Source organism: Coleofasciculus sp. LEGE 07092, from assembly GCF_015207375.1.
GTDB lineage: Bacteria > Cyanobacteriota > Cyanobacteriia > Cyanobacteriales > Coleofasciculaceae > LEGE-07092.
Genome location: NZ_JADEWY010000015.1, coordinates 48,283 through 68,060 on the forward strand (window position 1 = coordinate 48,283; position 19,778 = coordinate 68,060).

Consider the following 19,778-nt stretch of genomic DNA (forward strand, 5'->3'; position numbering starts at 1 on the left):
TCATAGATAGGGATTCAGGTTAAAGACTTTTCCGTAGTGCTGCTTCGCTAACGCCTGCTATGCCCAGCTCCTGTTGCCCGTTCTACAGGACAATTTATTTTTTGGAGTTCCCTCTCATTCACTCTCGCTCAAAACTCTTCAACTAACGATGAAAGCTCAAAATTTGGTACGATTGACAACTAAATTAGGATTATTGTCAGCACTCCTAATCACAGCAGCTTGTACCACGGGCGCAACGAGTCAAACCCCAACCGACTCCCAGCCAGAGTTAACGCCACAAACTCCGACCGAAACTCCAGTCGATTGGTTTGCTCAAACCCAACGACAGCCTAATGTTCAGTTTAATGTTCAGCGTCAGGCAGGAACCTGTCCTCAGACCGTTGGGCTGTGGATATTTGCGCAGGGATATGAAGGGGGTGCTGACCATACCGTGGTTGCTGACACCCAAGCGATCGCCTCTGCCCCTGCTAAGTTGATAGCATCAGAACCCAAACGGGTCGAATACGAAGCGCCACTAAACAGCGAGTATGTCTCTTGTGTTGGTCAGGCAAAGTCGGAACAGCTTAGAGCTTACACCTTCCAATTCCGCGATGGTAAGGTGTATTTTCAGATGGATGTTAGCTGGGCTGATGGCTATCAGGAAATTATGTATAAAGGTGTGTCGGCGTTTCGTCCCTATATTCACTGGCGAGCAGAAGAATAGTTACCCCTAACCCCTACTTATGCGTGTTGTTATCCAGCGAGTTAAATCTTCTGAAGTGACGGTTAACGGTGAAGTGGTCGGTAAAATTGGTCGTGGACTCAACCTACTTGTCGGTATTGCCGATACGGATACGGAAGCCGAACTCGACTGGATGGCACGTAAATGCTTGGACTTGCGCTTATTTCCGGCGGATGACAGCAGTAGCGATCGCTGGGAATGTTCCGTGCAGGAGATTGGTGGAGAACTGCTAGTCGTCAGTCAGTTTACTCTCTACGGTGACTGCCGCAAAGGACGCCGCCCCTCCTTCACTCGTTCAGCAGCACCAGAACCTGCACAACAACTTTACGAACAATTTGTCAACAAGTTGCGCCAAAGTGAGTTAAAAGTAGAAACGGGTCAATTTGGGGCGATGATGCAAGTCTCGATTGACAATGATGGTCCGGTAACGCTCCTGCTGGAACGAGAGAGGGAGTAGGGGAGCTCCGGGAGCGGGGGTGCAGGGGAGCAGGGAAAATATTTAATTCCCAAAGATGACCATCCGTTACGCTCATCATACTGTATGGGCTAGGTGTGAGTGTCGGTTAGGATAGAAGGCAATCTGCTGTTAGTAAGTTTGGTGATAAGAGACGAGTTGCAAGCAGCGATCGCCTCAATCCGTGGAACTGATGACAAATTCGCTGAAAGCATCCACTGAGGGACTAGCCATTGTAGATGGAGTCAGGAAGCGTCGCGGCTGGACGAAAACCAGTACCGCTCGTTGGTGGCAAGATGCTCACACCTCCAGAGCTACCCTACGACGTTTTTGGCGAGGGGAACGCATTCAAAAAGAGGCGTTTATTGCCATCTGTCAGACTGTTGGCATCAGCGATTGGCAAGCGATCGCAGAATCTCCCGGAAGTCTTATCGCCGATTTACCAGAACTCGATTCTCCCCTAATGGATTGGGATGAAGCCCCAGATATCGATCATTTCTACGGACGCACTCAGGAATTGAGTCAGTTAGAGCAATGGATTACGATAGACAACTGTAAGCTGGTGGCAATTGTCGGCATTGGGGGTATTGGTAAAACAGCACTCACACTTGCCCTAACTGATCGCATCCAAGAGGAGTTTGATTGTCTCATTTGGCGATCGCTTGTCTACGAACCCTCCCTTCTGACTCTACTCGACAGTCTCCTGAACGTCTTTGAGCCAACGGCGATTCAAGATGTTCAGCAAGGAAAAATGCAACTGAGGCATCACCTACAACAGCGACGCTGTTTACTTGTCCTCGACGGACTTGATGCTGTTTTGCCAAGGAAAGAAGACATTGAGGAATACGGTAAGTTCTTGCGATCGCTGAGTCTCAACCGTCATCGGGGTTGTATTCTGGTAACGAGCCGTGAGCAACTGCCAGCATTTGACGTGATTGCAGCTAACTCTCAATGGATTCGCTGTCTAACGTTGCAAGGCTTACAGACATCTGAGGCATTAAAGCTACTGCAAGCAGGGGGATTCACAGGTAAAGAACGGGGACTCTCGGCTCTTAGCCAACTTTATAGCGGCAATCCCCTAGCATTAAAAACGATAATACCGCTGATTCAGTCAATTTTTGGCGGGAATGTGGCAGCATTTCTCAAACAGAATACCTTAGTACTCAGCGATCGCCTACAAGCTCTGCTCGCCCAGCAATTCGACCGACTGTCGGAAGCCGAACGCTCAATCGTTTACTGGTTAGCAATCTGGCAAGAACCGATCACATTATGCCGATTGCAAATTCATTTGCTCCATTCACCCAATCCGTCTGCTGTTTTAGCAGGAATTGCGGCTTTAGAAAAGCGATCGCTACTTGAAAAACGATTCAGCGCCGATGAACCCTCCTTTACCCTACAACCGCTAGTGATGAAAATGGTAACTGATCGATTAGTCGAGCAAGCGGTAGAAGAAATCGAGCGGGTTGTCAAAAGCAGCAATATCCACGATTTCCAAGTATTGAGAACCCATCGGCTACTGCGTCCCGGTACGGATGACATTGCAGGCGATCGCATTCTCTCTCAACTCCGGGAAAAATTGTGGCAGGTATACGGCAGTCCTCAACCTCAAATTCTCCATCAAATTCTGCCACTCCTCAAAGAGCAACCTCCCTTGGTGGTTGGCTATATCGGTTGCAATTTGAAGGCACTGCTCTATTGATACTCCCATGTGGGGAACAGAGCCAGAATCAGAGTCGAGGCTCAAAGCCCCTCTCCCAAACGTGGGAGAGGGGTTTGGGGTGAGGGATAAAGACTTTTGTCGTCGGTCAACTCAGCGAGCGAGAAGGTCAAGGCTTAATTCGCACCCGTAGGTGAACTATACCACTCTCAGATTGAGGAGGGAGCCATAGAAGAAGGGCTCGCCGAATCATTGCCGTCACCTCCCGATCTTTTACAGATGAGGCTTGCTCATCAAGGGCTACCTGTGAGACGCGACCTTTGCTGAGGAAAAATTCAAAGACGAGTTCGCCACTGACACCTGAGGGTAGTTTAATCGACTGCAAATGTTTAGTCAAAAACACACGAGCGATCATCACTTGATCCAGTCCAGTTAGGCTGATAATTTTTAGACGATGAGCAGACTTTTTGCTGTTTCCCATGAACCCACCAAAAACTCCAGATTGCTCAGAACGGGAAGGAGCAGCAGGCGGTGGTGATGTTGGTGTTTTTCTTTTAGGAGCTTTTGCTGGTGGTGGTGAGTATAGAACCGTTGTATCCGCGTCCGCCATCATGTCGGGACTGATCAGGGTGAGATCAAACTCGTCAGGTTCACTATAATCCTCAAACGCATAATCAACTTCTGGCAGAGCACTCCGAGCCACATCTCCAAAAATCCCCTCATAACTGACCCCTTCCGGCATTTCCACTGGCACTTGCACCGAGACAGAAGGCTCCCACGGATTAACCCGCACCTCATCGCTAACGGCAACAAAGGCAGTATATTGAGACAATAATTGATAAGTTAAAGCCGTATCAGTCACGGCATCAACGCCGACTTTTGTCTCTCCCTTGAGCATTTGGTTCGTTAAGTCCTTAATCCGGGCACGACCCCACAGTTGAGCGATCGCAGGATTTCCAGTATCCTCAAAATTGAGGTCAAAAGTTTGCTGATAGCACTCTCCTCCGGCAACGGTTCCTGTAACTTCCAGCATTCCAGGTAAAGCATCGCTTTTGCGTCCAAATAGTACTAATGGCTGTTCGGCAAACAAATCTGGTGGAGTAGCGGGATAAATTATCGGAGGCTCACCATCACCGGCCCAGTACAATTGAATATTAGTCAGCACTGGATTATTTATTTGCCGAAAGAACTGCTCAACCACTTGCTCAGTCGGTTCATCATAGCGGATAATCTGAGAAATTCCCCGTCCGATTTCAGCAATTCGATTCAGCAGGAAACGATTTACCGAACTACCTGCACCAAAACTGTGAAGGCGATTTCCTAATTTTAAATGGCTTTGAACTTCTGCCAAAATTTGATTTTCATTGCCAATATAGCCATCAGTTAGCAACACGATACTCCGCAACCGTCCCGGATCGACCTCTGGGAAGTTAAGCACCACCTGAATACCCCGCAGCATTTGAGTGCCGCCACTGGCGTTTAATTGATTGATATAATTCATGGCACGGTTGCGGTTTTGCACCGTATTCGACAAGGGAAGGGGTGAAAGTTGGCGGGTGGTATCGGAAAAATCGATAATACTGAAAGTATCATCGGGATTAAGTTCGTTGATAAAGCGGCGCATCAATTCCTGACACTTCCGTAAAGGTTCGCCGCTTTGAGAACCAGATGTATCAATCACGAATACCATATCTTTGGGGACAAATTGATCGGGGTTATACTCAATTGCAGGAATCAAATAAACTGCAAAATGTCCCCCACGCTCATCAAATTCAGAAAGTACTGTGGTTTGAGTGCGATCGCCTGCTACCTGATAGCGTAAAATAAAGTCTTTATTGGGAATTGTGTCTCTGCGAGATAGCGTCACTCGCATCCGGTGTCCTTCGCGCTCAATTTGAATTTGGTGGGATGGAGAATGCATGTCTTTAATCTCAACCCCTGCATCAATCTCTACCGTCACAGTAATATCGTGTCCAGAACGAGCTCCGGGTGGTAGAATCGGCGCATTTAATCGCGAGGCATCTGGCACCAAATCGGTATCTTGATTTAGTGTCATCGGTGCAGGTGCTGAACCACCGCCTATGATATTTTCATCAATGGTTGTTCCTGGAATATAGCGGGGCCCAACTACCATCGGGAAAACAAAATCGTAGTTGCCTCCATTAAATTTTAGGCTATCGGTGTAGCGAATAATCACATCAATTTGCTCACCGGGTTTGATATTAGCAAGGGATTGGGTAAAAATATTATCCCGTTCCTGTTCTAATAATCCTGCCGTGCGTCCTCGTTTTTTTGCTTGCTCGTAAATAGCTACAGCTTCTTGGCGTTTTTTGATGTTACCTTTAATGATGCGATCGCCAATCCGAATCTCCATGTCATCAACGGCGGCTTCATCGGGTAAGGGGAAGATGTAAGTTGCTTCTAGGGTAGTGCTGAAGGGATTTTCAAAGGTTTGTGTTACCTCCAACCGCGAGACATTCCCCGTTACCTTGGCTTGCACTTCCGTATGCTTTAGGGGAAAGACTAGCAGGTTTACTTCTGAAGATTTAACGTATAAACCACCTAATTTGGGGGGGTAGGATGGCATGGTAGGTCGAGTATTTTTGGTGTTCCGAGTCACTCGAACTAGGGAATCTGGATCTTTCCGAAGTATGTAGTAATTGACACTGACATCGGGACTTAACATAATCTTGTCTTCATCTTGGAGATGATGCACTTTGCACTTTTTACCGTTAATTAACAAACCATTGGCACTCAGCTTACCATTGGCATCACCATCAACGATTTGGTAACAGTAACTGCCATTGTCTCGAACTTGTCGGATTAATGTTGCGTGTCGGCGGTTAACAAACTGTGACAAGATACGGATATCGCATTTTGAATCTCGACCCATTGAATAAACAGGTTCTGTTAAGGTACATACCTTGCGCCCCTTGTTGTCTTCAATAATCAACAGATGGCAAGATTGAATTGACATGATGGTTCTCCTTTTGTTTATAACTTTGGAACTGGTACAATTGATTAGTCAGTCTGAGTCATGTTTTGCAATTCTCGTGATTCTTGCTTCACGCAACCTGTCATAACGGCATTCTGTAACGTCCAGAAGGAATTTAAGTCATCGGCGTTTAACTTGCACCGCAACAACTGCCGCAGTTGGTTTTCGGCGGCGACACTCAGATAACCTGTCGTCAGTGCCTGTTGCACAATATCTCTGATTTCCATTCCTGAACTATTTCCCGTTACCCTGGCTTGTACCTCCGCTTGTGGGAGGGGAAAGGCAAGCGGCTGGCGAACAAGTGTCTGAGTCATCGGAATAACCTCCTGTACGCTTTTGTCTTTCTGTTCTCAGCGTAAGGGCGGTTTTTGGGTGGAAGTGTTCAGTCTTTGACTCACCCTTTGACTCAGGAATTGACTCAGTTGTGGAGACGAGCCGTAAAATCGATTTGTCTAGCCCTGAAGAGTACCCGTAGCCGTAAAAACCAATTCTCTGTTCTATCCACTGTTGCAAAGTGGAATAGCACTGACTTAAGACAAATCGCTGCATGATTAGGAGAAAAGGGAGACAGGAGACAGGAGACAGAAGACAGAAGACAGAAGACAGGAGACAAGGGAGTAATTTTTCTCCCCCATCTCCGTTGTCTCTTCTAGTCCTTAAGTCAGTGACATTCGTTTCAAAGTGCGATCGCTTCCCACGTAGGTAATGGCACAAGAGAATACACTCACATCTTGCACCTGGCGGTTGTAGACGCGAAGCGGCTTGCCGTTCCCCGTAGGGGTTGCCGAAGGCTAGGCTAACCGCAGCTACACAAACGAAACCTGCCGGGAGCAGGTTACAAAACCCTTGATTTTCGGTAGTCCGCCTGCGCGGACTTAGAATGCAATAGCCCCTCCAATTCTATTCTGAGGGCTTGGTGCAAGATGTCAGACAAAATAGTTTAAATATGATGTATTTAGGAGCGAAGCATACCCTTTGGGAAGGCTGACGCCTACGGGGAGCAATTTATCGGGATCGCTTACAATTTTCTGTCCGAATGCTTCGCCCTAAGTAAGGGGTTTATGAACAGCTCTCAAGGGTGATGACTCGGAAATTGCGCATCCAGAGGTTCGCAAAAACTGCTCACACCTTGGCGAACAACATACATTACCACTGGTGTTGCCAAGATTGAGGGTAACAGAGGCGTTCCTGCCAGGTACTCAATCGCTCCCCCATAGGAACCCTTTTGCAAATCTGCTCGAAATTCTGGCTGGCAAATTACCGCACGGCATTTTTTTGCCAGTGCGTCTAACCATTGAGCATTATCGGTTTGGGGTTGCTGTCCGGCACGGATAGCTAGAGCGATCGCGGCATCTTCCAAATCTCCCTCACAATCTTCAATGGCATCAAGTGCGTCCATCGCATCGGGAAAACTGGATAATTGAGAGCGAAACTGAGCAATCTCTTGAGAGGTAACAACTGTCATAGAATAGTTTTGGCAACTGCCCAGCATCAACGGCAGCTAAGTAACTACCCTATTGTGCCAAATTGCAACCCCTCATGCCCAAAGAAAGGGAAAAGGTAAACTTAGATCTTGCACCAGGCTTTTTACCCCTCCCCAACCTTCCCCTTATCAAGGGGAGAGAGCTAAAGTTCCCCCCTTAGTAAGGGGGCTAGGGGGGTGGTGCAAGATGTGATGTGAGTCAACTTATTCATACCATTCCCCTTCCCCTTTTTAAACGCCGAGCAATAAATCGCCTACTTCTGAACCACCAAGCTGTCGGGCGATCGCTAATCGTGCTTCTAGTTTGGCAACGCTAAACTGGTTTCGCATATAATCTAGATGAGCCAAAGCGTTCGCCTTTTGCACGGTTAGCCGCATCAATGTGTTGAAGGCGTGCTGATATTCTAAATTCACCTCCAACAGTTCAAAGCGGCGAGCTTTGCGTTGAGCGTCGTTTTTCAAGTCTGACTCGAAGGCAACTTGTTTATCTACACTGGCTTCCAACCTCTCAATCGTTAATTGCACTGCTCTCATCTGAGCGTCTAACTCATTAACAGCTTGAGTGGCTTGAGCGATCGCGGCTGGGTACTGACTCAGATTCATCTTATTTTCTTCCACAGGAATATTGACAAGGACAATTTGTCGTCCGGTTGTCTGATAGCGCGGAAATTTGGTTGACTACGCCACCCATTCCGAACGTTGAGAGTTGAGCGCAACAGGTGGCACATCAACGGGAACTCTTTGAGGTTGTTGATTTGGAGCTTTTTCTAAAACTTTGACTTCAATGTTAACTTCCACTAAGTAAGAACCCGTCTCATCTCCCACCGCTTCAGAAATTAACCTGGCAAAATCTGGACGTTCTGCTGTGATGGGGTTCCGCAGGATACGCTGTTCCCATTCATAGTCGGCATCGGGATTGATACTGAGGATGTAATGCTTCGTCATAAGTAAAAACCTTGAATTTTCAAAGGTTCAGGCGTTAAAGGGCGAACTCTCTTACTTCTACCCTTCTATTATAGTACACTTGTACTGTATATAAGGGAAACGTTAGAAACGAGGGGAAAAATTCAGTTAAAGTCCCCCGTGATATCCAAATTGATATTATTGATTAGAAACTGGATCTTGAGAATGTCCACACTGTTTACAATACGGCAAATATTTTTAGGTCAACCAGCCATATAGTTCCAAAATCTAGCGGCTGGAGACATCTGGCTCATCCCTCTCCCTCCAGTGCGTCTTTTAATCGCTTCAGTAACTCCTCGGCTGGAACCACTTGTAGCAACGCCAGGATAACCATAATTAGAATCAGTGTTCCCGATAGTAAGTTGCTGATATCATCAGATCTATTGCCAATTGCTCCGGCAATTCGTCTCAATCCTAGGGGCAACCAGAGTAACAACTGCATCGGACGCTGCCACCAACGCACAGCCACTCCTGACTGAGACACGCCCTGGGCTTCCTGTTCAAACTTCTGCCTTGCCCACCCATGCGGACGATTTTGTTGCTGCGCCTCCCACAACCAACACCCCGCCAATTGCAACAAAAAAGGATGCCGCTTTCCCCAATCCAACCCTAGTTTCTGCCGTTCTAAACTCAACGCTGCTGTTGCCCCCGCTATTTTAGTTTCCGGCAAGCGTACTAACTCTGTCGCTTCCGCTTCCGTCATTCCCCCCAACGGTAGAACGTGACCTAAATTGAAAAACGAGGATAAAAAGCGATACTGGCGACGGTAAATATCCAGGTTCCGATAAGACGCCACCACTAGCATCAAGGCATTGCGATCCATCAAAGAACGCAAGTTATCGTAAAATTCATCATTAAATTCTTGAGGTTTGTGCAACAATTTCTCAAACTTATCCAGGCACACCACAGGCAAAACATTCTCTGCTTTCCAGGCATTAATTGCCGCCGAAAAACTTTGCCTATCCAGTGACGCACTTTGTAACGGTGCCGTCAAAGCAGGATTTGCTTGCACCACCGGTCGATTTAGCAACTTCTGGGCGACTGCCTGATAAAAATTGACCTCTTGCCGACAATGGGCATCTTGCAGCGACAGGTAAACCACCACATAATTACCAGGATTTTTCCCGTAACGCTGCACCCGTTGCTCGTAGGTCTGAAAAAAATGATACAGGAGCGACGATTTGCCAATCTGTCGTTCTCCCACCACATTAATACTCGTCGGCTGGGCGGCAGTCATCCGCGAAGTAATAAAATCTAGTTCCTCTCGACGCCCAACAAAAAACTTTGGGTCAATAATCATCGACCCAGGGATAAAAGGGCAAGGTGGCAGCGACGAGTTCATGAATCCGTTTTAACACGGTTTGAAACTTGTCGAGAAGAGGCACTACCCTGGACATACATCTTGCCTGTCCTACGGGATAGACAGGCAAGATATGTGGGATAATTTATTTTTTGGAGTTCCCTAAGCTAGCGGCATTCCACTGAACATAGGTTCCCCTTTCACTTTTCACCTTACAAATGCTGGTCGGTTTCGCGGTTAAAGAACCCTTGCCGAGCTATGTCAGAGGTTTCATCATAATCATAAACGTCCCTCTGAGTTACCTCTGTTCCTGAGAATGTTTCTGTACCAAACGCTACTGATGTATCTTCTACAATGGGACTTGGTTCAATAATAACGCGCTCTTTTACCTCAACGGATTCGGTATCTTGATGGTGAGAGGGCTTCCCCTGTTCTGCTTTATCGTGGACTTTATCGGCAGCACCGATAGCAGTATTTTTAGCTTTGTCGGCGGCACTTTCAATAGCAGGTTTGGCACGTTCTGCCTTATCCTGAACTTTATCGGCAGCACCGATAGCAGCACTTTTAGCTTTGTCAGCAGCACTTTCAATCGCGGGTTTAGCACGTTCTGCCGCATCTTGAACTTTATTAGCAGCGTCTTCCGCCGCACCTTTTAGTTTGTCTCCTGCATCATCAGGCGTTGCCTTACCAGCCAAACCCCCTGCTACTGCACCCGTCACAGCACCAAGAATTGCACCTCGCTTGCCAGCCACTCTACCACCAACAACTGCACCAACGGCTGCACCGGCTACGCTTGCACCGATAGTACCCTTACCTTCACTAGTTGAAGAATCTTCCGGTTGCGGTTCAATGGGTTCAAAAGTAGTTTCGTTAACTAACTGGGGCGTTGATTCGATATTTTTATCTAAAAATGGCTCGTTACTATTCATGTTGATTTCCCTCGCTTATCGATTTCTTAGGTATCTACTGGTAACTTAGCAGTTACGAGTGAGAGTTTACGCCAAGCTAAAGGAGGATATTTCCAAGTTAGGAGTCAGTCGTTAGATGTAAACCTTCCGGTTGGACAAAGCTTCAATTTATTTTGGTAAAATTTTTACACGATTGCTCTCAACCTAAAACCACCCAAAAAATAACAACGAATGTGATGATTGCTGTTTTGTATATCTTAGTTTCAGTAATCCTCTTTAATAAAAAAATAAAAAACTGAAATTTTGATCACAATTCCAGCACAACTGATAAGAATAAAAGTGCTGACTAGGGAGTGCGTTACTCAGCGTCAGAACGGCTATCACTCTAACCCTCTTGACTCAGCTCTAATAGCGTCACCTCCCAAACCAGCCGAGGTTGAACTAGCTTCAGGAGATAGGTTCGGGCTTGTTCTAATTTTTGAATAATGCCTCTGTGATGGCGATGTTGCCAGTAAGAGTGCTGTAAATAATCCGTCAGCCATACCTGGGTTGAAGGATCAAGGGTTTTATCAATTTCCTTTGCCAGTTCCAGTGCCGCGCGGGAAGAGTTGGGTAACTGGGTGAGTTTGGTAAGCAACTCCGGTGGGATGGCTTGGAGTTGTGCAAACGCTGCAATCGCTCCTCCCGGACTTCCTTGAGCGATCGCCAGCACTGACGGTTCCTGAAGAATCTCCTCATACCCCCGTTGCCGCAACACCTCTGCCATATCTCCTTGAGCCAATCGATAAAATGGAATCCGCTGACAGCGAGATACCAGCGTCGGCAGCAACGATTCTGGACTGGGAGCAATCAAAATTAACGTTGCTCGTCCTGGTTCTTCTAGTGTCTTGAGCAAACCATTCGCTGCTGCCTCTGCCATGGTTTCCGCTGCCTCGAGCACCACCACCTGACGGGATACCTCTAGGGGCGAACGACTCAAAAACTGAGCAATTTCCCGAATCTGTTCTAGGCGAATTTGAGGCGGTGTTTTGCGCTTCAGACCTTTTTCCGCTGCTTCGGCAGCAGACAAGCGAACCCCATTTTGGAGGTACGTTGGCTCCACCCACAATACATCAGGATGATTACCCTGTTGCAAACGCTTTTGGACTAAGGGTTGCTTCTCGGGCGAGATATCCTGAAAAAATAATAATTCGATAAACGCCCGTGCTGCCAACCCTCGCCCTACTCCTGGAGATCCAGCAAACAGATAGGCAGGGGCAACACGATTGGCTTTAACTGCCCCCTCTAATAATGCGATCGCTTGGCTTTGCCCGATGAGGGAAGCAAAGCTATTGATTTGTCCCTTGTCATTTATCATTTGTCCTTTGTTTTTACCAATGACTAATGTGGCAACGGATTAAACCGCTGGCGCAAAACATCTCGAATGACTAACTGTACAGCGTCTTCATCCTGACTGGCATCAATTCTAACAATCCGATCAGGATAGGAAAGGGCTAATTTTGCAAAACCTTGCTCCACTCGCTGGTGAAAAGCTAACTCCGCTTGCTCCATCCGGTCAGCCGCCCCTCGCTGTCGCGCTCGCTTCAGCCCCGTTTCGGCATTTACATCTAGCCACAGGGTCAAATCGCTTTCTAGTCCACCCGTAGCCACTTGATTGAGTTGCTCGATTAATGCCAGGTCAAGCCCCCGTCCGTAACCTTGGTAGGCAATTGTGGAATCTGTGTAGCGATCGCACAAAATAATTGCCCCCTTTGCCAGTTGAGGCTTAATAAATTCTTCAATATGCTGTGCCCGGTCAGCAGCGTACAGTAAAAGTTCGGTGCGGTTGTAAAGGGGTGAATCGGTTTCCCCTAGCAACAGTTGGCGTAGTTCTACACCCAAGGAGGTTCCCCCTGGTTCTCTCGTCACCACGACGGGCGTCTTATTGCTAAAATCTCCTGACAAGTCCAGCAAACCACTGGCTAGAAGCCAACCGTGCGATCGCTGTAATTGAGTGGTTTTGCCACTGCCTTCGACTCCTTCAAACACAATCAGCCGACCGCCCATCTCCTAAATTTCCATCTCCAAGTTTTATAGCTGGGTAATCTTTAATCCGGATGAATCGTTAAGATACTGGTAGCTGATAACAGTTGAGCACCAATTTGTTCGTTCAGCCTTCTGTCATGACCCTTAACAGAGGTTCGGTATGATAAGAAGGTCTAGCTATCTGACGTCTAGGGTTAAATATGGCTCGCTACACTTGTTCTTTCACGGTTGCAGTTTCCCTTGATCGTCTTCAGCAGTCACTGATTGAAGTTTTGCGATCCTGCAATTTCGACATTATCTACGACACTGGGGACTATTTAATGGCACGGGAGATCCCCGGTCAAGTTGCCTTTGCCAAATTGGTGACTGTAGAAGTACTCATTGACAAATCGACGGCTACAGCTCAAGAAGTACGCATGAATTTCGTTATTAAAAACGAAGAGTTGCCTCTTCAGGTTGATAACCACTGCCATCAGATGTTTGATCTCGTCCATGAGGCAGTCGCTCAAAACCGTCAATGGCAGCTCTTGGAAAGCGTTGCCGGATAACCCCGGTTTAGATTTTGAGGAGAGTCACTCCTAGTTACTCTCAATAATTTAATTCATCTGGGTCTCCCATCTCTCCCATCATATTAGGGCTAATTAGGGTTATATCAAACTCATCGGGTGGCCCAGTTGGAATAGAATCTCGCTTAAGCACGTAATACCTGGCACTGACTTGGGGTCCAAACACGATCTCATCCTCATCTTCGAGATCGTGGGATGGCAGTTTTTTGCCGTTAATCAAAATTCCGTTGGAACTCGTTTGGCCCTTTAAGTTACCATCGACAATCTGGTAGTAGTTGCTGCCGTCTTCCCGCTCACGCCTGACTAAGGTGGCATGTCGGCGAGAAACAAACTGTGAAAACAGGCGGATATCCGACTTTTCGTCTCTCCCCATGGAATAGACAGGCTCCTCCAAGGTAACTTCCTTGCGTCCCCTTTCGTCTTCAACAATTAATAAGTGATTCTGATTTGCTTTAAAAACCATCGAACATCGAAGAAATAGGAATAGAGAATAGGATTCGTTCCAAAAAAGCGCTACCTTACTCGTTTTGGTAGACTTTTCAACGGATTTTGCTAAATTCGGTAGAAAAAACCCCACAATTGCCGACCTTTAACTGGGAGTTCTTTAATAAACGATCATAAGCCCTTGTGCAGCTAATTGAATAGATTCGTTACAACTCCCTAAGCTTCAACAAATTCGCGTGAGTCCCCAAGTTCAACGAAATAACTGTGGGTCATTAACGATAGCAGAACCCCTGTTTTGTCTAGGGTTGTACCCTGTCTTTAGAATTCTCCATCTCTTATTGTGGCACATCGATTCAGCAGTCAGTCGTTGAGGAGAAGGTTTTAAGACAGCTTGGGGCTAAAATCCCCACCCTCTTCTTCCCCCACTCCCCACTCCTTACTCCCAAATTCCTTAGATAACCAGCCACGCCGCAACAGCAGCGAATTCGTCACTACTGTGACGGAACTAAACGCCATTAAGCCACCTGCGGCAGCCGGATTGAGGGCAATGCCAAATGCAGGTAAAAGCACACCCGCAGCGATGGGAATTCCGAGGACGTTGTAACCCAATGCCCAAAAGAGGTTCTGACGGATTTTGTTAAACGTGGCACGGGAGAGTTCAATTGAACTGACAACATCGAGCAAGTAAACAGCCCGATTTGGTGTACTGCTAACGCGCATCAACACAATATCTGCGGTTTCCACAGCCACATCCGTGCCGCCGTGCAGGGAAATACCTACATCAGCTTGTGCTAAGGCTGGGCTGTCATTGATCCCATCCCCAACCATTGCCACGCAACTGCCAGTCCCTTGCAACTCTGAAATGGCGGCGGCTTTGCCATCGGGACGCACTCCAGCAATAACATCAGTTGGAGCAATAGCAAGCTGTCTAGCCATTGCCGCCGCCGCCTCGGGTTGGTCGCCAGTGAGCAGCATCACCCGCAATCCCAAGGTTTTGAGGCGTTCTACCGTCACTTTAGCATCGGGTCTGGGTATATCTGTAACGGCAATCATGCCCACCAACACGCCATCAACTGCCACGTAGACAACAGACTTTCCCGCCACCGCCAGCCTTTGACACGTCGCTTTAGCCGTCTCGCTAATTGCCACGTCTTGCTGATGCAACCACTCGGCTGAACCCAGTAACAACTGCCGATTTTCAACCCGCGCCGATACTCCTAATCCCGGTTCCGTGTAAAAGTCCCGCGCCGCCAATATCGATAACTGCTGCTGCTGGGCAGCGTTGCAAATTGCCAAAGCCAGGGGATGAGACGTACCGCTTTCGGCAGTGGCAGCAAGTTGTAGGAGTTTGGAGCCAGGAAATTCTGCCCAGTCCCCCAGACAAAAGCAATCAGTAACAGTCGGTTGCCCTGTCGTCAGCGTCCCCGTTTTGTCAAAAACTACGGTATCGAGCTGATGAACTCGTTCTAAGATATCGCCGCCTTTGACAAGCAAGCCGTGTTCTGCACCCAAACTGGTGCCGACTAAAATAGCTGTGGGTGTTGCTAAACCCAAGGCACAGGGACAGGCAACCACTAAAACAGCGATCGCTAATTTCAAACTTAAGAGTAACGGCGAAGTCGGGTGAACCATCAAGTGACCCATTCCCTCAGTCATGGGTGATAAAACATCCGACCAAATTCGAGTGCCGACGAAGTACCAGAACAAGAATGTCACAGAGGCGATTGCCAGCACACCGTAGGTAAAATATCCCGCTACCGTATCTGCTAGCTGCTGAACCGGCGCTTTGCGGGTTTGGGCGTCTTCAACCAATGCTAAAATTTGCGCCAAGGTTGTTTCTGTTCCTGTGCGGGTGGCTTTAATGGCGATCGCACCCGACTGATTTAAGGTGCCTGCGGCGACTGCATCTCCTGGTTGCTTCAAGACAGGTAAAGGTTCCCCTGTTAGCATCGACTCATCCACCGACGACTGACCTGCAACCACTTCACCATCAACGGGTATTTTTTCCCCTGGCAAGACTCGCAGCCACTCCCCGACTCGCACTTGCTCAACCGGAATTTCGATACCGAGTTCTTCCGCCCCTTTCAAGGCTGATTTGCCAATCAAACGTGCCACCTTGGGTTTAAGTGCCAACAATGCCTCAAATGCCCCGGATGCCTGATGCCGCGCCCGTTGTTCTAAGGTACGACCTAATAGAATAAATCCCAGCAACATGACGGGTTCGTCAAAGAAGCATTCCCAGCCGAGTTGGGGAAAGAACAAGGCGATACAGCTTGTGGTATATGCCGTCAGGGTTCCCAACCCCACTAAGGTATTCATATTGGGGGCTTGATGACGCAAACCTCGCCAGCCATCCACTACAATTGGACGCCCTGGTATCAAAAGTGCCAGGGTTGCTAATCCCCAATGGAACCAAATAGTGCTCAATACGGGTAGTATCGGTCCGCTGAACCAGTGACCGATATGCCCCACCGTCGATAACACCACGAGGATAGCGGCTATAATCAACTGCCGAAGTTGTTCTCTGGCTTCTCGTTCATGCCGTTGGGCTGGTGTCGCCCCATTTTCGCCCCCTTGAAAACAGCGGGGCTGGGAGGGAAACCCTTTAGAGGTCAAGACCTGGGCTAATTCTGCTGAGTCTACTGTATCGGACTGGCACTCAACAACGGCAACCTCGGTAACGAGATTGACGCGGGCAGACATAACCCCTGGATGAGCCGCTAGCTGCCGTTCTACGACACTGACGCAGCCTGCACATTTCATGCCCGTCACGTCTAAGGTGATCATTTCGGTTAGTGAGGCGGGTGTCGCTTGGGAGAGATCTGAAGACACTTGCATAGAAATGTAAAAAGTCAAACGTCAACTCTATGCTATTGAGTTTTTTATAACAATTAATGCTCCTTCCAGTGCCATCTAAAGTCGATAATCGTTTCGTTAGATTGTTCTAGTTTCCAGTTACGCTGCACATCTACTTCAAAAGGTCAATTCTTTACTTTTATTTAAGACTTAAGCCAAGGACAGGTTATTGGGAACCACTACCCAAAACAAAAAGGCTTAATAGAGTACCGCTATTCCAAAGACAGTGTACGAGCATCGGAGCCAGGAGATTGCGCGATCGCGTGTAGACGACTCCCAAGACTATTCCCAATGTAGTGAGGGGGAGAATTTCTGAAAGACTCAAGTGAGCGATCGCAAACACTAAACTGCTCGTAATAATTGCTCCCCACACTGACATATACCGAGTCAAAGAGGGCAGCAAAAACCCCCGGAACATAAATTCCTCAAACAGAGGGGCAGCAATACAGGCAGTCAAGAAAAATATCGTCAGAGCTACCGCATCCTGTCCTTCCAGTACGAGAGGCAGAATCGGATTGCTACCTCCCTGCCCCTGCCATAGCTGCTGATTAATCAGCGATACCAAAATTACCAGGGGTAGGGCAACCAAATATCCTCCCAATCCCCAGAGGAACCAGTTGCTGAGGAATCTAAAGCGAAACCAATCCTCAGAAAGGGGCAAAAAGGACTGAATAGAAACGTACAGAACCGACAAGCCTCCAGCGGCTAATAACAGATAGGTTACTAAAGTATAAAATGCCTTCATCCGCACCGTAAAGCTAACGGGGTCGAGGCTTAACACGGCAAACAATTGGGGTAGAATTAAGGGAAGTAGCAACTGACCGATAAAGAAAAAGCCCAGAATCAGCACCTGCCAAACTGTTTCTGCATCCCACGGCGTATCCCATTCAACATCGCCGTTCGTTGCTAAAATAGCTTGCCTGCCTTGAAACAGTCGCTGACCTACAATAAACAGTAAAAGTACAACACCAACTAAACCCCCAATCCCTGGTATTCCGGCAACCAGCGCTAATTTGAAAATCGCTTCCTTAGCTCTCTCTTGTTCTTGTGCCTGTAGGACTGCCACTGCCTGTTGGCGTTGTTGTAATTGATAGAGTTGCAGTGAGGCGCGATAGCGGAACCAACTCTCTAGGTTACGTTGAATTTGTGACTCGGCATCCGGTAGTATACGGGGAGGATCGCTCCAAATACCCACCAGTGCTGCTGCTGTCTGGGCTGAGGGAGTTGTAGCTGGAGAAGTACTCTCAATCACCTCTTCCTTAAACAATTCATTCCACGTCTGAATGGCGGCATCAGTTTTGCCCTGTTCGGCTTGCAGAAGTCCTAGCCGCAATTTAAGTTCGTCAATGAGTTGCTCGACTTGAGATAATGATTTTTGCAACTGCTTGATCTGCTGAGTGGTAGTAGGAGCCTCTTCAATCGGAGCCAATTGCATTTGGGGTTTGGCAAGTTCTGAATCGATTGAGGTTGCCACATTCTCCGAGGAAAGTTCTTGGAGTTTGGCAATAATCTTAGACTGAGTGGTTCGAGAGGTTTGAAGTGCTTCTTCATACTGGTGTTGGGCGTTTTGAAAAGGCTGCCCACTAATCAATGCATTGCGAACCGTCGCTAAATCCTCGCCGATTGTTGAACCTTGCCACTCCGCCGCATGCAGCAGCAAATTCGTTTGGTAAAGCTCTAACCGACTTTGAATCTGAGGACGCCCCCAACTTGCAACTAAGGAAAAGCTGACTTGGAAGAGTACAGCAATCGTCAGCACGACCAATATCACCCGCTTAAGCACCTGCTCAATCCTCATGAAACCCCCAAAAACAAGTCAAACCGTCAATCTTAAACTAAACTGTTTTCCCCTGCACGCACCCTCTCGTCGTCGCTCCCTGAACTTATCCCATTGCTACCGTTACCCTAGGGTTTCCTATTGAGGGAGCAGTCCAGTTGCAAGTTAAAATGACCCTGATAGTTGGAGATGCTCAAAGGACTAACAGCCTTTGGTCAAACTGGCTACTCTCCCCATAGTTGGTAACGGAGGACTAAAAGATTGACTACTCGCGTCATTATCATACGTCACGGTCAGAGCACCTATAACTCTCAGCAACTCATTCAAGGGCGCTGTGATGAGTCAGTCTTGACAGAAAAAGGTGCTGCTGATGCCGAAAAAGTGGGTGCAGGGCTCAGAAATCTCCACGTTGATGCCGTCTACAGTTCTCCCCTGCAACGGGCAAAGCAAACGGCACAGGTGATTTTACCCTATTTACCTGGCTCTCCAACATTGCAGACGGCAGAGAACTTGATGGAAATCGATTTGCCGCTTTGGGAAAAGTTGAGCAAATCAGTAGTGCAAGAAAAATTTTCAGAAGAGTACCGCTGCTGGAAAGAACGCCCCCACGAATTTTACATGAGTGTCCCTACTCCTGAGGGAAGGCGGGATCACTTTCCCGTTCTGGCGCTTTACAAACAAGCGCAGCACTTTTGGCAAGAGATGCTCCCCCGTCACCAAGGCGGCACGATTTTAATCGTGGCTCACAACGGTATCAATCGCTGCTTAATCACCAGCGCCCTCGGCATTGCGCCAGCCCGTTACCATTCCATCCTGCAATCAAACTGTTGCGTCAACGTCCTGAATTTTGCTGGGGGTTTGGACGAACTCGTACAATTAGAATCACTCAATCAGACTGCCCACTTAGGACAGCCCCTACCCACACTACGCCCCGGTAGTCAAGGACTACGCCTGTTACTAGTGCGCCACGGCGAAACTGAATGGAACCGCGTTTCTCGCTTCCAGGGCGGTATTGATGTGCCACTTAATAATAATGGTCGTCAACAAGCACAAAAGGTCGCTACGTTTCTTCAGGATGTACCCCTTGATTTTGCCGTTACCAGTCCGATGCTGCGTCCCAAGGAAACGGCTGAAATGATTCTACAGCATCACCTAACGATTCAGTTGGAACTGCAAGCCCAGTTGCGAGAAATTGATCACGGGCTTTGGGAAGGAAAACTTGAGTCAGAAATTCAACAGGAATACGGAGATTTGCTGCATCAGTGGAAAGTTTCCCCTGCTACGGTACAGATGCCAGATGGGGAAAACCTGCAACAGGTGTGGGACAGAGCAACCACGGCTTGGAATGCTCTGGTTAAAGAAAAAGCAGCGTCTGTCGGGGAACTCAAAACGGGTCTTATTGTTGCCCATGATGCTATTAATAAAGTAATTCTTTGTCACGTTCTGGGTTTGAGTCCGGAGTCATTCTGGAGTATCAAACAGGGTAATGGGGGTGTGAGTGTGATTGACTATCCCCAAGGATTAGAAAAACCGCCAGTCTTGCAGGCAATGAATATTACCACGCACCTATCGGGAAGCGTTTTAGATCAGACAGCAGCGGGGGCGTTGTGATTAAGCGGGGAGCTGGGG

At 47.9% G+C, this 19,778-nt stretch carries 17 protein-coding genes; 5 read left to right on the top strand and 12 right to left on the bottom strand.

Annotation, left to right across the window (positions count from 1 at the left end):
• Positions 1-148 precede the first annotated feature (148 nt).
• From IQ257_RS05940 to IQ257_RS05950, 3 genes are all read left to right on the top strand, one after another.
• Positions 149-703, top strand: a complete 555-nt coding sequence (locus IQ257_RS05940) for a hypothetical protein (protein ID WP_193876807.1) — start codon at positions 149-151, stop codon at positions 701-703.
• Positions 704-722: 19 nt separating this feature from the next.
• Positions 723-1,178: a D-aminoacyl-tRNA deacylase gene (dtd, locus tag IQ257_RS05945; RefSeq protein WP_193876809.1), complete on the top strand. Its 456-nt coding sequence runs from the start codon at positions 723-725 to the stop codon at positions 1,176-1,178.
• Between the two features lie 190 nt (positions 1,179-1,368).
• Positions 1,369-2,874 carry an NB-ARC domain-containing protein gene (locus IQ257_RS05950; RefSeq protein WP_193876811.1) on the top strand — a complete coding sequence of 502 codons (1,506 nt, stop codon included), beginning with the start codon at positions 1,369-1,371 and terminating at the stop codon, positions 2,872-2,874.
• 127 nt (positions 2,875-3,001) lie between these two features.
• On the opposite strand, the gene IQ257_RS05955 is transcribed toward IQ257_RS05950, so the two are convergent.
• The 9 genes from IQ257_RS05955 to tmk all read right to left on the bottom strand — a co-directional run bounded on the left by IQ257_RS05955 (position 3,002) and on the right by tmk (position 12,527).
• Positions 3,002-5,809, bottom strand: a complete 2,808-nt coding sequence (locus IQ257_RS05955) for a VIT domain-containing protein (RefSeq protein ID WP_193876813.1) — start codon at positions 5,807-5,809, stop codon at positions 3,002-3,004.
• 44 nt (positions 5,810-5,853) lie between these two features.
• Positions 5,854-6,054 (bottom strand): hypothetical protein, encoded by a 201-nt coding sequence (locus tag IQ257_RS05960; protein WP_193876835.1) that lies wholly within the window; start codon positions 6,052-6,054, stop codon positions 5,854-5,856.
• A gap of 845 nt (positions 6,055-6,899) precedes the next feature.
• On the bottom strand, positions 6,900-7,292 hold the full coding sequence (locus IQ257_RS05965; RefSeq protein WP_193876815.1) for a hypothetical protein: 393 nt from the start codon (positions 7,290-7,292) through the stop codon (positions 6,900-6,902).
• Between the two features lie 249 nt (positions 7,293-7,541).
• Positions 7,542-7,913 carry a hypothetical protein gene (locus IQ257_RS05970; protein WP_193876817.1) on the bottom strand — a complete coding sequence of 124 codons (372 nt, stop codon included), beginning with the start codon at positions 7,911-7,913 and terminating at the stop codon, positions 7,542-7,544.
• 75 nt (positions 7,914-7,988) lie between these two features.
• Positions 7,989-8,255, bottom strand: a complete 267-nt coding sequence (locus tag IQ257_RS05975) for a hypothetical protein (protein ID WP_193876819.1) — start codon at positions 8,253-8,255, stop codon at positions 7,989-7,991.
• A 268-nt stretch (positions 8,256-8,523) separates the two neighbouring features.
• Positions 8,524-9,615, bottom strand: coding sequence for an ATP-binding protein (locus IQ257_RS05980; RefSeq protein WP_193876821.1), 1,092 nt, complete (start codon positions 9,613-9,615; stop codon positions 8,524-8,526).
• A gap of 170 nt (positions 9,616-9,785) precedes the next feature.
• Positions 9,786-10,502, bottom strand: a complete 717-nt coding sequence (locus tag IQ257_RS05985; RefSeq protein WP_193876824.1) for a YtxH domain-containing protein — start codon at positions 10,500-10,502, stop codon at positions 9,786-9,788.
• Positions 10,503-10,866: 364 nt separating this feature from the next.
• Positions 10,867-11,838 carry a DNA polymerase III subunit delta' gene (holB, locus tag IQ257_RS05990; RefSeq protein WP_193876826.1) on the bottom strand — a complete coding sequence of 324 codons (972 nt, stop codon included), beginning with the start codon at positions 11,836-11,838 and terminating at the stop codon, positions 10,867-10,869.
• Between the two features lie 23 nt (positions 11,839-11,861).
• Complete coding sequence (tmk, locus tag IQ257_RS05995) at positions 11,862-12,527, bottom strand: dTMP kinase (protein ID WP_193876829.1); 666 nt, start codon at positions 12,525-12,527, stop codon at positions 11,862-11,864.
• Between the two features lie 179 nt (positions 12,528-12,706).
• Here tmk and IQ257_RS06000 point away from each other — a divergent pair, with 179 nt between their 5' ends.
• Complete coding sequence (locus tag IQ257_RS06000) at positions 12,707-13,054, top strand: hypothetical protein (RefSeq protein WP_193876831.1); 348 nt, start codon at positions 12,707-12,709, stop codon at positions 13,052-13,054.
• Between the two features lie 40 nt (positions 13,055-13,094).
• Here IQ257_RS06000 and IQ257_RS06005 read toward each other — a convergent pair whose 3' ends face one another.
• From IQ257_RS06005 to IQ257_RS06015, 3 genes are all read right to left on the bottom strand, one after another.
• Positions 13,095-13,535 (bottom strand): FHA domain-containing protein, encoded by a 441-nt coding sequence (locus tag IQ257_RS06005; RefSeq protein ID WP_193876833.1) that lies wholly within the window; start codon positions 13,533-13,535, stop codon positions 13,095-13,097.
• A gap of 362 nt (positions 13,536-13,897) precedes the next feature.
• Positions 13,898-16,354 carry a heavy metal translocating P-type ATPase gene (locus tag IQ257_RS06010; protein ID WP_193932966.1) on the bottom strand — a complete coding sequence of 819 codons (2,457 nt, stop codon included), beginning with the start codon at positions 16,352-16,354 and terminating at the stop codon, positions 13,898-13,900.
• Between the two features lie 184 nt (positions 16,355-16,538).
• Positions 16,539-18,170 carry a CPBP family intramembrane glutamic endopeptidase gene (locus tag IQ257_RS06015; protein WP_193882029.1) on the bottom strand — a complete coding sequence of 544 codons (1,632 nt, stop codon included), beginning with the start codon at positions 18,168-18,170 and terminating at the stop codon, positions 16,539-16,541.
• Positions 18,171-18,410: 240 nt separating this feature from the next.
• Here IQ257_RS06015 and IQ257_RS06020 point away from each other — a divergent pair, with 240 nt between their 5' ends.
• On the top strand, positions 18,411-19,760 hold the full coding sequence (locus IQ257_RS06020) for a histidine phosphatase family protein (RefSeq protein ID WP_193932967.1): 1,350 nt from the start codon (positions 18,411-18,413) through the stop codon (positions 19,758-19,760).
• The last annotated feature ends 18 nt before the right edge of the window (positions 19,761-19,778 follow it).